Source organism: Mitsuaria sp. PDC51, assembly GCF_900113225.1.
In the GTDB taxonomy this organism is placed as follows: Bacteria; Pseudomonadota; Gammaproteobacteria; order Burkholderiales; family Burkholderiaceae_C; genus Roseateles.
Genome location: NZ_FOZE01000002.1, coordinates 583,129 through 596,575, shown reverse-complemented (window position 1 = coordinate 596,575; position 13,447 = coordinate 583,129). Strand labels below are relative to the sequence as shown.

At 69.8% G+C, this 13,447-nt stretch carries 13 protein-coding genes and 1 tRNA gene; 5 read left to right on the top strand and 9 right to left on the bottom strand.

Annotation, left to right across the window (positions count from 1 at the left end; genetic code table 11):
* Positions 1 to 5: 5 nt before the first annotated feature.
* The 4 genes from BM393_RS14055 to hemA form a co-directional block, all read right to left on the bottom strand.
* The gene (locus BM393_RS14055; protein ID WP_091727117.1) at positions 6 to 623 is read right to left on the bottom strand and encodes a hypothetical protein; all 618 of its coding nucleotides are present in this window, start codon (positions 621 to 623) and stop codon (positions 6 to 8) included.
* Positions 624 to 835: 212 nt separating this feature from the next.
* Positions 836 to 1,654 (bottom strand): peptide chain release factor N(5)-glutamine methyltransferase, encoded by an 819-nt coding sequence (prmC, locus tag BM393_RS14050; protein WP_404932664.1) that lies wholly within the window; start codon positions 1,652 to 1,654, stop codon positions 836 to 838.
* A 59-nt stretch (positions 1,655 to 1,713) separates the two neighbouring features.
* Complete coding sequence (prfA, locus tag BM393_RS14045; RefSeq protein WP_091727112.1) at positions 1,714 to 2,805, bottom strand: peptide chain release factor 1; 1,092 nt, start codon at positions 2,803 to 2,805, stop codon at positions 1,714 to 1,716.
* A 130-nt stretch (positions 2,806 to 2,935) separates the two neighbouring features.
* Positions 2,936 to 4,264: a glutamyl-tRNA reductase gene (gene hemA, locus BM393_RS14040; RefSeq protein ID WP_091727109.1), complete on the bottom strand. Its 1,329-nt coding sequence runs from the start codon at positions 4,262 to 4,264 to the stop codon at positions 2,936 to 2,938.
* A 130-nt stretch (positions 4,265 to 4,394) separates the two neighbouring features.
* Here hemA and BM393_RS14035 point away from each other — a divergent pair, with 130 nt between their 5' ends.
* A complete protein-coding gene (locus tag BM393_RS14035) occupies positions 4,395 to 4,667 on the top strand; it encodes a hypothetical protein (RefSeq protein WP_091727104.1) in 273 nt (90 codons plus the stop codon).
* A 15-nt stretch (positions 4,668 to 4,682) separates the two neighbouring features.
* On the opposite strand, the gene miaB is transcribed toward BM393_RS14035, so the two are convergent.
* The 3 genes from miaB to BM393_RS14020 form a co-directional block, all read right to left on the bottom strand.
* Positions 4,683 to 6,023 (bottom strand): tRNA (N6-isopentenyl adenosine(37)-C2)-methylthiotransferase MiaB, encoded by a 1,341-nt coding sequence (gene miaB / locus BM393_RS14030; protein ID WP_091727099.1) that lies wholly within the window; start codon positions 6,021 to 6,023, stop codon positions 4,683 to 4,685.
* A 55-nt stretch (positions 6,024 to 6,078) separates the two neighbouring features.
* Positions 6,079 to 6,594: a hypothetical protein gene (locus BM393_RS14025; RefSeq protein WP_217648445.1), complete on the bottom strand. Its 516-nt coding sequence runs from the start codon at positions 6,592 to 6,594 to the stop codon at positions 6,079 to 6,081.
* Positions 6,595 to 6,661: 67 nt separating this feature from the next.
* A complete protein-coding gene (locus BM393_RS14020; RefSeq protein WP_254783448.1) occupies positions 6,662 to 7,180 on the bottom strand; it encodes a L,D-transpeptidase in 519 nt (172 codons plus the stop codon).
* On the opposite strand from BM393_RS14020, the gene BM393_RS26170 reads away from it, so the two are divergent.
* Together BM393_RS26170 and BM393_RS26165 are read left to right on the top strand one after the other, a co-directional pair.
* On the top strand, positions 7,179 to 7,463 hold the full coding sequence (locus BM393_RS26170) for a hypothetical protein (RefSeq protein ID WP_254783447.1): 285 nt from the start codon (positions 7,179 to 7,181) through the stop codon (positions 7,461 to 7,463). The two genes, BM393_RS14020 and BM393_RS26170, sit on opposite strands and share 2 nt — an antisense overlap.
* Before the next feature lie 508 nt (positions 7,464 to 7,971).
* Positions 7,972 to 9,426: a polysaccharide lyase family 1 protein gene (locus tag BM393_RS26165; RefSeq protein WP_254783446.1), complete on the top strand. Its 1,455-nt coding sequence runs from the start codon at positions 7,972 to 7,974 to the stop codon at positions 9,424 to 9,426.
* Positions 9,427 to 9,593: 167 nt separating this feature from the next.
* On the opposite strand, the gene BM393_RS14010 is transcribed toward BM393_RS26165, so the two are convergent.
* Positions 9,594 to 9,670: transfer RNA gene (locus tag BM393_RS14010), tRNA-Met, on the bottom strand.
* A 99-nt stretch (positions 9,671 to 9,769) separates the two neighbouring features.
* Between BM393_RS14010 and ftsY the strand changes: the two genes are divergently transcribed.
* The gene (gene ftsY, locus BM393_RS14005) at positions 9,770 to 11,062 is read left to right on the top strand and encodes a signal recognition particle-docking protein FtsY (protein WP_091727092.1); all 1,293 of its coding nucleotides are present in this window, start codon (positions 9,770 to 9,772) and stop codon (positions 11,060 to 11,062) included.
* A gap of 87 nt (positions 11,063 to 11,149) precedes the next feature.
* Here the strand turns inward: ftsY and ffh are convergent, their stop codons facing one another.
* Entirely contained in the window at positions 11,150 to 12,544 is a 1,395-nt protein-coding gene (gene ffh / locus BM393_RS14000) for a signal recognition particle protein (protein WP_091727087.1), read from the bottom strand.
* A gap of 46 nt (positions 12,545 to 12,590) precedes the next feature.
* On the opposite strand from ffh, the gene BM393_RS13995 reads away from it, so the two are divergent.
* Positions 12,591 to 13,424, top strand: coding sequence for an inner membrane protein YpjD (locus BM393_RS13995; RefSeq protein ID WP_091727084.1), 834 nt, complete (start codon positions 12,591 to 12,593; stop codon positions 13,422 to 13,424).
* Positions 13,425 to 13,447: the final 23 nt, after the last annotated feature.

The following is a 13,447-nucleotide window of genomic DNA, read 5'->3' as shown; positions in this document are numbered from 1 at the left end:
GACGCTCAGAAGCTGTAGCTGACGCCGAACTGGACGACCGGCCGGTAGCGCAGGTCCTGCGACAGATCGGCCTGCGGCGCGCTGTTGCCCAGGCGCAGCGCCGAGGCACCGCCACCGACCACGCCCAGGTCGGCGCTGAAGCCCCAACCGCCCCGCAGCGAGTAGCTGGTGTAGCCGACGCCGACATAGGACAGCGAGAGGTTGGGCTCGCGATCCGGGCCGGTGAGCAGGCTGAGGCTGCGGCTGCCCGCCGACAGCGACGGCGTCAAGGCCGCGCCGCGGCCGAGCGCCAGGCCGGAGCTGCTCTGCAGCAGCGACATCGGGCCCAGCATCAGCCCCCCGGTGGCCCGCAGGCCGCCACGCGTGCCGGCGCCCAGGCCGGAACCGGTCAGGTAATAGTCCGCCAGCAGGTTGGCGCTCAGCAGGCGGCTGCCGCGGCGGGCGTCGAAGGAGAGGGCGTCGTCGTCCTGGCTCTGGCTCACCTGCAGGCGGGCCTGCCAAGCGGTGAAGGCTTTGCGGTCGGGCTTCAACTGCAGGCCTTGTTGGGCCCAGGCGGCACCGGCCATGCAGACACTGCCGGCCAGGACCACGGCAAGGCGCAAGAGCAAGGGGGCGGCGCGCATGACAGGTCTCCCAGACTGACGACAACACCCGTTTCGAAATGGTTCAAAACGGGCACCAAGTCAGACCATGCTACGCCCCACCGAGTTACCGCGCCAGATCGAGTTGCGGGGGTTTCCAGGCACTGTTGCGGATTCCCGGCGCAGGTTCCCGCAGTGTGGAAACAGCGTGTGAAGTTGGGTGCAAATGGTTGAGATCCGAACGCGACGCGCGCTCAGCCGGGCCAACGACCGCCGGTGGCGCGAGGCTGGCCGCCCAGGTCGCGGCGGGTCTCGACCGCGAGGAAGCCCCGCGCGCGCAGCATCGCCGCGACGGCGTCGGCCTGGTCGAAACCATGCTCCAGCAGCAGCCAACCGTCGGGCCGCAGCCACGCGGGGGCCCCCTCGATCAGGTGGCGAAGGTCGGCCAGGCCATCCCCTTCGGGGGTGAGCGCGGTGCGGGGTTCGTGCTTCAGGGCGTCCAGGTGGTGGTCGTCCCCCGCCACGTAGGGCGGGTTGCTGACGATCAGGTCGAAGGGGGGCTGACCCGCCAGGGGCTCGAACCAGCTTCCCAGGTGACCGTCGACCTGCAAGCCCAGTCGCTGCGCGTTATCCAGCGCCACCGCCAGCGCGCCCGGGCTGAAGTCGACCATGCGGACATCGGCGTCCGGCCGCTGCGACTTGATCGACAGCGCGATCGCGCCGGTGCCGGTGCCCAGGTCCACGACGCGCGGGGGACGCGGCCCCTCCAGGCGCTCCAGCGCCCACTGGACCAGCAGCTCGGTGTCGGGACGGGGGATCAAGGTGTCCGGCGTGACGCGTAGCGTCAGGCCGAAGAACTCCTTCTCGCCGGTGAGGTAGGCCAGCGGCACGCCATCCAGGCGGCGCGCCAGCCAGTGGTGGAAGCGCTCCGCCGTCACGGCGTCGAGCAGGTCCGTGTCATGGCCGATCAGCCAAGCGCGAGAGACCCCGAGCAGCGCTTGCAGCAGGTACTGCGCCTCGGCGCGCGGCAGGCCGGCGGCGATCGCGGCCCGCTCGGCGTCGACGACGGTCAGCGCGGAGCCGCCGCCCGGTCGAGCGCCCGGGTCGGCGTCGGCGTGGCCATTGCGGATGCTCATGTCGCCCCGCCTTCCAGCGCGGCAAGCTGCTCGGCCGCCTGCGCCTGCTGCAGGCCCTGGAGGATGTCGCGGAGGTCGCCATCCATGATCGCGCCCAGCTTGTACAGCGTCAGGTTGATCCGGTGGTCGGTCAGGCGTCCCTGCGGGAAGTTGTAGGTGCGGATGCGATCGCTGCGGTCGCCGCTGCCGATCAGGCTCTTGCGCTGGGCCGCCTCCTTGGCGGCGCGCTCGCTGCGGTCCTTCTCGCGCAGCCGCGCGGCGAGCACCGCCATCGCCTTGGCCTTGTTGCGGTGCTGGCTGCGGTCGTCCTGGCATTCGGCGACCAGGCCGGTGGGCAGATGGGTGATGCGGATCGCGCTGTCGGTCTTGTTGACGTGCTGCCCGCCGGCGCCGCTGGCGCGGAAGGTGTCGATGCGCAGGTCGGCGGGATTGAGCTGGATTTCCTCCGCCTCGTCGGGCTCGGCCATGACGGCGACCGTGCAGGCGCTGGTGTGGATGCGGCCCTGCGACTCGGTCGCCGGCACGCGCTGCACGCGATGGCCGCCGGATTCGAACTTCAGCTGCCCGTAGACGCCGTCGCCATCGAGCCGCAGCACGATTTCCTTGTAGCCGCCCAGGTCCGATTCATTGGCCGACAGCACTTCGCAGCGCCAGCCCTGGGCTTCGGCGAAGCGCGTGTACATGCGGGTCAGGTCGCCGGCGAAGAGCGCCGATTCGTCGCCACCGGTACCGGCGCGGATCTCCAGGAAGGCGGGCCGATCGTCGTCGGGGTCCTTGGGGATCAGTGCCAGCTGCAGCTCCTGGTCGAGCTGCTCGAGGTCCGCCTGCGCCGCGTCGATCTCCTCGCGCGCCATCTCGGCCATGTCCGCGTCGCCGCTGTCGAGCAACTCGCGCGCCGCGGCCAGGTCCTGTTCGCGCTGGACGTAGCGGCGGTAGCGCTCGACGAGCGAGGACACCTCCGACTGCTCGCGCGTCAGCGCGCGGTAGCGCTTCATGTCCGCGGCGACGCTGCCGTCGGCGAGGGTGGTGTCGAGTTCCGCCAGCCGGTAGCCGAGGCGGTCGAACTGCTGGCGCAGGGCGTCTTTCATGGGGAATCCGGAGGGGGGCGGCCTCTCGAAGGGGGAGCGGACGGAGCGGGCGGCGGGGGAAACACTGCGCGGCGGTGGCCGCGGGCGGAACGGGCACCGGGCGCATCGCCGGTGCCGGCGGCGATCGCCGCTACGAGTCCGCTTCGTCGCCGAGCGCGTCGGCGCGCAGGCCGGGCGTCTTCGCGCTGCCGCGCAGGAACAGCCGCGACACGGTCTGCGCCATCTGCAGGCGCTGCTCGCCGTCGCTGCCGTTGAGCTCGGCCATCGCGCCGTGCAGCATCTTCTGCGTCAGGCCGCGCGCGAGCGCGTCCAGCACGCTGTCGATGTCCTCGCCTCTGGCCAGCAGCTTGCGGGCGCGCTGGAGTTCGGCCTGGCGCCAGCTGTCGGCCTGCTGATGCAGGGCCTGGATCAGCGGCACCGTGTGGCGCTGGCCCAGCCAGTGGACGAAGCTCTGCACGCCGGTCTCGATGATGGCCTCGGCCTGCTGGACGGCGGCCTGGCGCTTCTCGCCGGCGGTTTGGACCAGCTTGGACAGGTCGTCCACGGTGTAGAGATAGACGTCGTCCAGCTGGGCGACTTCCTGCTCGATGTCGCGCGGCACGGCCAGGTCGACCATGAACATCGGCTTGTGGCGGCGCTTCTTCAGCGCGCGCTCGACGGCGCCCAGCCCGATCAGCGGCAGGCTGGAGGCGGTGCAGGAGATCACCGCGTCGAATTCGTGCAGGCGGTCGGGCAGGTCGGCGAGGCGGAAGGCCTCGGCGCCCAGATGGCTGGCGAGCTTCTCGCCGCGCTCCAGCGTCCGGTTGGCGACCGAGATCGACTTCGGGCCCTTGGCCGCGAAATGGGTGCCGACCAGCTCGATCATCTCGCCCGCGCCGACCAGCAGCACGCGGATGTCGGCAAGGTGCTCGAACAGCTGGGCGGCCAGCCGGACCGACGCGGCGGCCATGCTGATCGAGTGGCTGCCGATCTCGGTGGAGCTGCGCACTTCCTTGGCGACCGAGAAGCTGCGCTGGAAGAGCTGGTGCAGCGTCGTACCGAGGGTGCCGGCCTGGTCGGCCTCGCGCACGGCCTGCTTGAGCTGGCCCAGGATCTGCGGCTCGCCCAGCACCATCGAGTCCAGCCCGCTGGCGACCCGGAAGGCGTGCCGGGCCGCGGCGCCGTCCTCGACGACATAGGCATGGTCCATCAGCGTCGCGCTGCCGACGCCGCCCACCTGCGCCAGCCAGTCCACCGCGGGGCGGACCATGTCGGCGTCGCCGGCGACGTAGAGCTCGGTGCGGTTGCAGGTGGAGAGGATGGCGGCTTCCGCCGCGGTGGCCCGGCGGCGCTGCGGCGCGCCGACCTGGTCCTGGAAGCGCAGCAGCGTCGGCGCCAGTTGCTCGAGCGTGAACGCGAAACGTCCGCGCAGGTCGAGGGGCGCGGACGTGTGGTTCAGGCCGAGGGCGAAGACGGACATGGCCGCGATTATAAAATTCCGCCCCGACCCGTGCATCGCACCGGCCTTGGCGGCGCGCTCATCGCCCCGGGATGCGTCAAGAACGGCGCTTTCGTCACACTTTTTCCCCTCGCCCGGAGCGAACCGACCCGTGGACCCACTCGACGCCGTCTGGCATTTCGGCAACCTGTTCCTGCCCGCCTGGGGCGTGGCCGCGCTGATGGCGCTGGCGCTCAAGCTGATCTGGCGGGAGACCGTCGCCGGCATGCGCTGGCGCACGCTGGCCGTCTGGGGCGGACTGGGCGGGACGATGGGCATCGCCGCCGCCCTGATGCTGACCGGGCGCGACGGCACCATGGCCGGCTACGGCCTGATGCTGCTGGGCGTCACCGCCGCCCAGTGGGGCGTCAGCTACAAGCGCTGAGGCTGAGCGGGCCGCTCAGCCGGCCAGGTCGGCGGTGATCGGCACCTCGCCGCGCAGCGAGTGCGCGAAGGCCTCGGTGATGCGCATCGGGATGATCTGGTGCATCAGCCGCTCATGGCCCTTGAAGTTGACGATGCGGTTGCACTCGGTGCGGCCCATCAGCTCGGTGGCGTCCTTGCGCGCATGGCCCGACACCAGCACCGGCACCGTCTTGCCCACCAGGCTGTCGTTGTAGCGGATCGCGGTGGCCTCGATCTCGGCCTGCAGTTCCTGCAGGCGGCGCACCTTCACCTCGTGGGGCGTGTCGTCCGCCAGGTTGGCGGCCGGCGTGCCGGGGCGCGGGCTGAAGATGAAGCTGAACGAGGCGTCGAAACCGATGTCGCGCACCAGCTGCAGGGTCTTGGCGTGGTCCTCGTCGGTCTCGCCGGGGAAGCCGACGATGAAGTCCGAGGCGACGCGGATGTCCGGCCGCACCGCGCGCAGCTTGCGCACGATGCTCTTGAACTGCAGCGTGGTGTAGCCGCGCTTCATCGCCATCAGGATGCGGTCCGAGCCGTGCTGCACCGGCAGGTGGACGTGGTTCACCAGCTGCGGGATCTTGCCGTAGGCGTCGATCAGACGCTGGCTGAACTCGTTGGGATGGCTGGTCGTGTAGCGGATGCGCTCGATGCCGGGAATCTCGGCCACGTACTCCAGCAGCAGCGCGAAGTCGGCGATCTCGTCGGAGTCGCCCATCTTGCCTCGGTAGGCATTCACGTTCTGCCCCAGCAGCGTCACTTCCTTGACGCCCTGGTCCGCCAGGCCGGCGACTTCCTCCAGCACGTCCTCGAAGGGCCGGCTGACCTCCTCGCCGCGGGTGTAGGGCACCACGCAGTAGGAGCAGTACTTGGAGCAGCCTTCCATGATGGACACGAAGGCGGAGGCGCCCTCCACGCGGGCCGGCGGCAGGTGGTCGAACTTCTCGATCTCGGGGAAGGAGATGTCCACCTGCGGGCGGAGCTGCTCCTGGCGCTGAGCCAGCATCTGCGGCAGGCGGTGCAGGGTCTGCGGGCCGAAGACGACGTCGACATAGGGCGCGCGCTCGATGATTGCCGCGCCCTCCTGGCTGGCGACGCAGCCGCCGACGCCGATCATCACGCCCTTGGCCTTCAGGTGCTTGATGCGGCCCAGGTCGGAGAACACCTTCTCCTGCGCCTTCTCGCGGACCGAGCAGGTGTTGAACAGCACCAGGTCAGCCTGCTCGACGTCGGTGGTGGGCTCGTAGCCCTCGGCGGCGCGCAGCACGTCGGCCATCTTGTCCGAGTCGTACTCGTTCATCTGGCAGCCGAAGGTCTTGATGAAGACTTTCTTGCTCATGGGGAGCTCCGGGAGACATCGGCGCGACCCGCGGGGCGGGCCGGCGCGCAGGGGATCAGGGCTTGCGCCAGACCTGGCTGGCCTGGTCGAAGACCAGCTGGGAGGCTTGCTGCGGGGAGGTCGGCCAGGACTTGTTGGCCAGCTCGACCTCGTTCAGCACCCAGACGTCCATGAGCAGGCCATTGATGTCGGTGGTGTAGAGGACGGTCAGCTTCTGGTCGTACAGCGAGCCCGGCGTGGCGACCTGGTCGACCGCGTTGCGGATGCGGGCGCCGGGCGCGAGCCGGGCGGCCTTGCCGTTGAGCTTCACGTCCGGCGTGACGCCGATGACCAGTTCGCCGCGCAGCGCGCGCTGCGGGAAATAGCGGTGGCCGGGGACGATCTGCGCGTGGGCGGTCGATGGCGCGGTGAACGCGCCGATGCCGGCGACGGTCGAGAGGACCGCGAAGGCGGCGGCAGTTGCGGCGGCGGCGGTGCTGGCGGCCGACGTCGTCAGCAGGCGACGACGGGGCAGGGCGGGCGGGGCACAGCGGTACATGGTGTAGATCCAGTGGCTGCGGAAAATTCGCAAGGGCGCGAGTTTAACGGGACGAGCGCGGCGGGGTGCGCCGCCGCCCGCGCGGCCTCGGGCCCGGGCGTCAGAGCTGGCGGGTGGCGTCACCCTGCGCCAGCGGTGCCGGCGCGGGCTCGGGCAGCACGTAGACGACACCGGCGCCATGGCCAAGCACCGGCGCGACGACGCGGTCGAAGAACTCGCCGGTGACGACCACGCAGCCCAGCGAGATCCGGTTGTCGTCCGGCGACGGCGAGGCGAGCCGCTCGGCGCGGCGTTCGCGCGCCGGGCTGGGGCGCAGGCGATGGATGGCGAAGGCGGCGTCGTAGTCGACCCAGATGACGGTCTCGCCCTTCAGGTTGGGGCCGGGCTGGCTGTCGTAGCGGCCGGCGGGCGTGGTGCGCAGGTCCGCGGGGATGCCGGTGGCGACCATGTCGCCGACACCCGGGGCGACGCGATCGCCGCGGGCCAGGCCCAGCAGCGCCGGCGCGGCGCCGGCCAGGCGGCCATCGGCGAGGAAGACGAAAAGCTTGGCGGCCTTCTTGTCGACCACCGCGAAGGGCAGCCCCTTCGCGTCGGCGCGCTCGAAGGCGGCCCGTGCCATGGCGCGGGCCTCGGGCGAAGCGGGTTCGCCGCGGAAGTCGACGACGAGCGCCGAGGAAGGCCGGGCGACCGTCGGCGCCGGGACGGGCGTGGCCGGGGACAGCGGTGCCAGCGTCACGGAGGTGGTCGTCGCCACGGCGGGTGTCGGCGCCGTGAGGGCCCCGCCGAGTGTGGGTTCGGCCCGCGCCGCGGAAGCGCTGACCATCAAGGTGATCGCCACGGCGGACATTGCCAGCAGCGAGGCGGCAGCGACCACCCGCTCGCGCGCGGCGCTTCCCCAGTGACCCAACGACCCGATCGACTTCATACCACCCCGTTGTGCTTCTGGCGGACCGTCCGGTCGGCGCCGGCGAAGGGCCGGGCGGGTCCGCTGGGGGCGGATATTAAGGAGCCGTCGGCGGTTTCAACTGTCGATCCTTGCGCGGAAACGCCGGGACTTTCCCGGGAATTTGTAAGACGGGCGAAGAGCGGCAGGAATTGGCGTACGACAAGGGCGCCAAAGGAACTTTGGCTTATCCGTAACGCCGGCTTGGTAAATGTAAAACGCCTTTCCGAAAACGGACGATCTCGTTAGTCTGCGCCCGTTGTCGACATGGCCGCGCCTGCGCGCTGGCGTGTCGGCGCTGGCCGCTGCCCACGGTCACCGTCCCCGAAGCGGACCCTGCTGGTCCGCGGCGCGCGAGGCGGGCGAATCGGCAGTTGGGTTTCCCGAGCAATTTTTCGATTCACCGGTGACCGGTGAGGGCGGAGCCATGCCCGCGCCGGATCGCTCCAACGATCTCGGAGACATTCATGAAGAACATCCGTACTGACGCGTCCGTCGAACTGGTCGCGCCCCAGCCGCCATTGCCTGGCGTTTTGCGCGCGCCGCGCCCGCGCCAGGGGCTGGCCGCCATGGCCGTCGTGGTGGGGGCCGTGGCCCCGATGGGCGCCGCGCACGCCGTGGACTGGCCCTCCGGCTTCTCCAAGTGCGCCGACGAGGGCGGCAGCTGCAAGGTCGGCACGACCGCGCGCCAGGTCTCCTTCGGCGTGAAGGACAAGTGGGTCATCAAGACGCTCAGCGGCACGGTGCCTTGCACCTCGGCCACCTTCGGCGGCGCTGACCCGAACCCGGGCATTGCCGAGAAATGCGCCGTCGGCCCCGCCGCCTCGCCCGCGCCGGCGCCTTCACCAGCGCCTTCCCCCGCCCCGGCGCCATCGCCGGCACCGGCCCCCGCACCCGCACCCGCAGGCCACAGCGGTGGCTATGCCGGGACGGTGACCGGCGGCGGCTCGGCGACACCGGTGACGGTCACCACCGCGGCCGAGATGCAGGCGGCCATCAACGCCTACAGCGGCAGCGGCGGGCTGGTGATCCGGTATGCCGGGACCTTCGACTTCGGCACGATCACCGATACCTGCGCGCAATGGCAGAAGCCGGCCGGCGCGATCGTCGAGATCAAGAACAAGAGCAACGTCACGATCGAGGGCGTCAACGGCTCGGCCGCGAACTTCGGGCTGGCGATCAAGGCGGCGGCCAGCAACATCATCATCCGCAACATGACGATCGGTCTGCTGCCGGGGAAGATCGACGCGATCGGCATCGAGGGCCAGGGCGGCGGGGTGCCGAGCAACATCTGGATCGACCACAACACGCTCTTCAGCTCGACGAAGGACTGCGCCGGCGCCGGTGACCTCGAGTTCGACGGCCTGATCGACAGCAAGGCGGGCGCGCATCACATCACCTACTCGTACAACTACATCCACGACCACCAGAAGGTCGGGCTGATCGGCTCCAGCGACAGCGATGCCAGCGACCGCTACATCACCTTCCACCACAACGTGTACAGCAACGTGGTGTCGCGGCTGCCGCTGCAGCGTGCGGGCTACACGCACCTCTACAACAACCTGTACTCGAATGTGCTCACCTCGGGGGCCAACATCCGGATGGGCGGTTACTCGCTGCTCGAGGGCAACTACTTCGAGAACGCGCAGAACCCGGTGACCTCACGGGACAGCTCCTCCATCGGCTACTGGGAGCTGCGCAACAACAACGTGAAGAGCCCGGCGGACTTCGCGACCTACGGCATCAAGTGGGTGGCGAGCGGCTCCAGCCCCTCGCGCGACGCGACCGACTGGACGACGACCGCGAACTTCCCGGTCGGCATCCCGTATGCGTACACGGTGCAGGACCCGGCCTGCGTGAAGCAGCGGCTGCTCAATGTGGCGGGGGCCGGGAAGGGGCTGGCGACGCTGAGCTGCAATTAAGCGGAGCGCGCGCCCACGCAATGATGCGTGAAGGCGCTGCGACAAGCGTCAGGCATCGATAGATGCGCGATCGACCGCTTGACCTGCTCGAATGCAGGCCTTGAGCGATAAGCGAAGGCTCAAACGGAAAACCCCAGCAGGACTTGCGTCTTGCTGGGGTTTGTATTTGGTGGCGCTTCAGGGATTCGAACCCCGGACCTGCGGATTATGATTCCGTCGCTCTAACCGGCTGAGCTAAAGCGCCTTGCGAAGAACGCGACTATAGCAAAGTTTTCGAAGACAATGCAAGCCCCCGCCGAGCACGGCGACAAACGTTCGGCGCGCGAGTCCTCTCGACCCCTCCATGTTCAGCTTCCTCAAGAAAAAACTGGGCTTCGGATCCTCCGAACCCACGCCAGCGCCCGCTCCCGAAGCGGTCCCTGCGCCCCCTCCCGCCATCCCGGCCCCGCCGGTCGCCGTCGAGCCCGTTTCGGCTCCGGCACCGCAAGCCCCGTCCCCGGCTCCGCAGACCGCGCCCGTCCTCGCTCCGCCTTCGACGACCGCACCCGCGCCGGTACCCATTCCCAGCCCGAACGCTTCCGTCGCGGCCCCTTCGACTGTCGTCGCGCCCGCGCCGGTTGCGCCGCCGCCCGTCGTGCATGTGCCCGCGCCCGCGCCGGTCGTCGCAGTGCCCACGCCTGTGCCGGCCACCGTCCCCGTCGCAGCCGCGGCACCAGTGGCCGAGCCCGAGCCCGCGCCGCGAAAGTCCTGGATGGACAAGCTGCGCCAGGGCCTGCGCAAGACCGGCTCGAGCATCGCCCAGGTCTTCACCGGCACGCAGATCGACGATGCGCTTTATGAAGAACTCGAGGCCGCGCTGCTGATGGCGGACGCAGGCGTCAAGGCGACCGAGTTCCTGCTCGAGGATCTGAAGCGTCGCGTCAAGGACGCCAAGGCCACCGAGCCCGCCGTCGTGCGTCAACTGCTCGTCGACGCGCTGACCGAGCTGCTGCAGCCGCTGCAGCGCCAACTGGTGATCGGTGAGCAGTCGCCGATGGTGATGATGGTGGTGGGCGTCAACGGCGCCGGCAAGACGACCAGCATCGGCAAGCTGACGCGCCATCTGGCCGATGCCGAGGCCAATGTGTTGCTGGCCGCCGCGGACACCTTCCGTGCCGCCGCGCGCGAGCAGCTGGCGGTCTGGGCGGATCGCAACCGGGTGCAGATCGTCAGCCAGGAGGGGGGGGATCCGTCGGCGGTCACGTATGACGCGGTGGTCGCGGGCAAGGCGCGCGGCTGTGACGTCGTCATCGCCGATACCGCCGGCCGTCTGCCGACGCAGCTCCATCTGATGGAGGAGCTGAAGAAGATCAAGCGCGTGATCGGCAAGGCGCAGGAGACCGCGCCGCACGAGGTCTTGCTGGTCGTGGACGGCAACACCGGCCAGAACGCGCTCACGCAGGTGAAGGCCTTCGACGACGCGCTGGGCCTCACCGGCCTGATCGTCACCAAGCTGGACGGCACGGCCAAGGGCGGCGTGCTCGCGGCGATCGCGCGGGAGCGCCCGATCCCGGTCTACTTCATTGGCGTCGGCGAGAAGCTCGAGGACCTGCAGACCTTCGACGCGCGCGAGTTCGCGCAGGCCCTGCTCGAATAAAACCCGAAGCCCTCGGTCGCAGGTCCGTCGAAGGACGAAGTGCGACCCCCGGAATGCAAAAGAGCTCCCAAGGGAGCTCTTTTGCATTTACATCGGGAAGCCGCCGCCCCCGCCGCCCATGAGGTTCTTGAGGCCGCCCATCTTCTTCATCATCTTCATCAGGCCGCCGCCCTTCATCTTCTTCATCATCCCCTGCATCTGATCGAATTGATTGAGCAGGCGGTTGACCTCCTGGATCTGCACGCCGGCGCCCGCGGCGATGCGGCGCTTGCGGCCGGCCTTGGACTTGCCGTCCATCAGCAGCGACGGCTGGCGGCGCTCCTTGGCGGTCATCGCGTTGAGGATGCCCTCCATGCGCTTCATGTCGCGCTCGGCCTTGTCCATGTCGGGCTGGCCGGCCTTGGCGGTCATCTGGGTGGGCAGCTTGTCCATGAGCCCCGACAGCCCGCCCATCTTCTTCATCTGCGAGATCTGGGCGAGGAAGTCGTTCAGGTCGAAGCCGTCGCCGGACTTGAGTTTCTCGGCCAGCTTCTGCGCGGCCTCGACGTCCACGCCCTTCTGCACTTCCTCGACCAGCGCGACGATGTCGCCCATGCCGAGCACGCGGCCCGCATGGCGGTCGGCGTCGAAGACCTCGAGCCCGTCGATCTTCTCGGACACGCCGGCGAACTTGATCGGCGCGCCGGTGATCTGCCGCACCGACAGCGCCGCGCCGCCGCGCGAGTCGCCATCCAGCTTGGTCAGCACGATGCCGGTCAGCGGCAGCGCCTCCTTGAAGGCCTTGGCCGTGTTGATCGCGTCCTGACCCTGCATCGCGTCGACCACGAACAGCGTCTCCACCGGCTTGAGCGTCGCGTGCAGGTCGCGGATCTCGGCCATCAGCGCTTCGTCGATCGCCAGGCGGCCGGCGGTGTCGACCAGCAGCACATCGAAGAAGTGGCGCTTCGCATGGTCCAGCGCCGCCAGGGCGATGTCATGCGGCTTCTGGTCCGGCGCCGACGGGAACCATTCGGCGCCCGCCTGCTTCGTCACCGTCTTGAGCTGCTCGATCGCGGCGGGGCGGTACACGTCCGCCGAGACCGTCAGCACCTTCTTCTTGCGCTTCTCGGTCAGGTGCTTGGCGAGCTTGGCGGTGGTCGTCGTCTTGCCGGCGCCCTGCAGGCCGGCCATCAGGATGATGGCGGGCGGCTGCGCGGCCAGGTTGATGTCGGCGACACCTTCGCCCATCGTCGCGGCCAGTTCCTTGTGGACGACCGAGACCAGCACCTGCCCCGGATTCAGCGAGGCGACCACCTCCTGGCCGAGCGCCTTCTCCTTCACGCGGGCGATGAAGTCGCGCACCACGGGCAGCGCGACGTCGGCCTCCAGCAGCGCCATGCGCACCTCGCGCAGCATGTCCTGCACATTGGACTCGGTGATGCGGGCCTGGCCGCGCATCGTCTTCACGAGCCGGCTCAGTCGATCGGTCAGGGTGGAAGCCATCGTATTGGCGCCCGCGGAAGCGGGCGCTCGTCATTACACTTTGCGGATGATTTTATCGTCCGCCTCCGCCGAGCCCAGCGGCCTGCTCCTGGCCGCCCTCAGCGCCGCCGGCGCGGTGGCCTATGCCGTTGCCGCCGCCTTCGCGCATCTGCGGCCCCGCACCTGGCGCTCGGTGCTGGTGCTGGCGTGGCTGCTGCACCTGGCCGCGCTGGTCGTGGACATCGGCGGCATCGGCGCCGCGCCGGTCAACGGCAGCCACGCGGCGCGCTTCGGTTTCGCGCCGTCGCTGTCGATGACGATCTGGCTGGTGACCGGCGTCTATCTGATCGAGAGCCGCTTCCTGCCGCTGCCCTCGGCCCAGCGCCTGCTCAGCGTGCTGGGCCTGCTGGTGATGCTGGTGGCCTGGATGTTCCCGGGCGAATACCGACCGCAGGCGGGCTCGCCGCTGGCGCCGCTGCACTGGGCGATGGGCCTGGCGTCCTACGGCCTGTGCGGCGTCGCGGTGATGCATGCGGTCATGCTGAACCGCGCCGAGCGCCAGATGCGCGCCCAGAAGGGGCAGGGCGCGCCGGCGCTCGGCACGCCGCTGCTGCGCCTGGAACGCCTGACCTTCCAGTTCGTCGGCGCCGGCGTGGTCGTGCTGTCGATCGCGCTGCTGCTGGGCGTGGCCTTCACGCCGCAATGGCGCTGGGATCACAAGACGCTGTTCGCCGTGATGGGCTGGGTCGTGCTGACCGGCCTGCTGACGGGCCGTCGCGTGTTCGGCTGGCGCGGCCGGCGTGCGACGCGCTGGCTCTACTTCGGCGCCGCGCTGTTGCTGCTGTCCTATGCCGGCTCGCGCTTCGTGCTCGAGGTCGTGCTGCAGCGTCCGCCCGTCTGATGCCGACCCCGTCGACCTCCTCC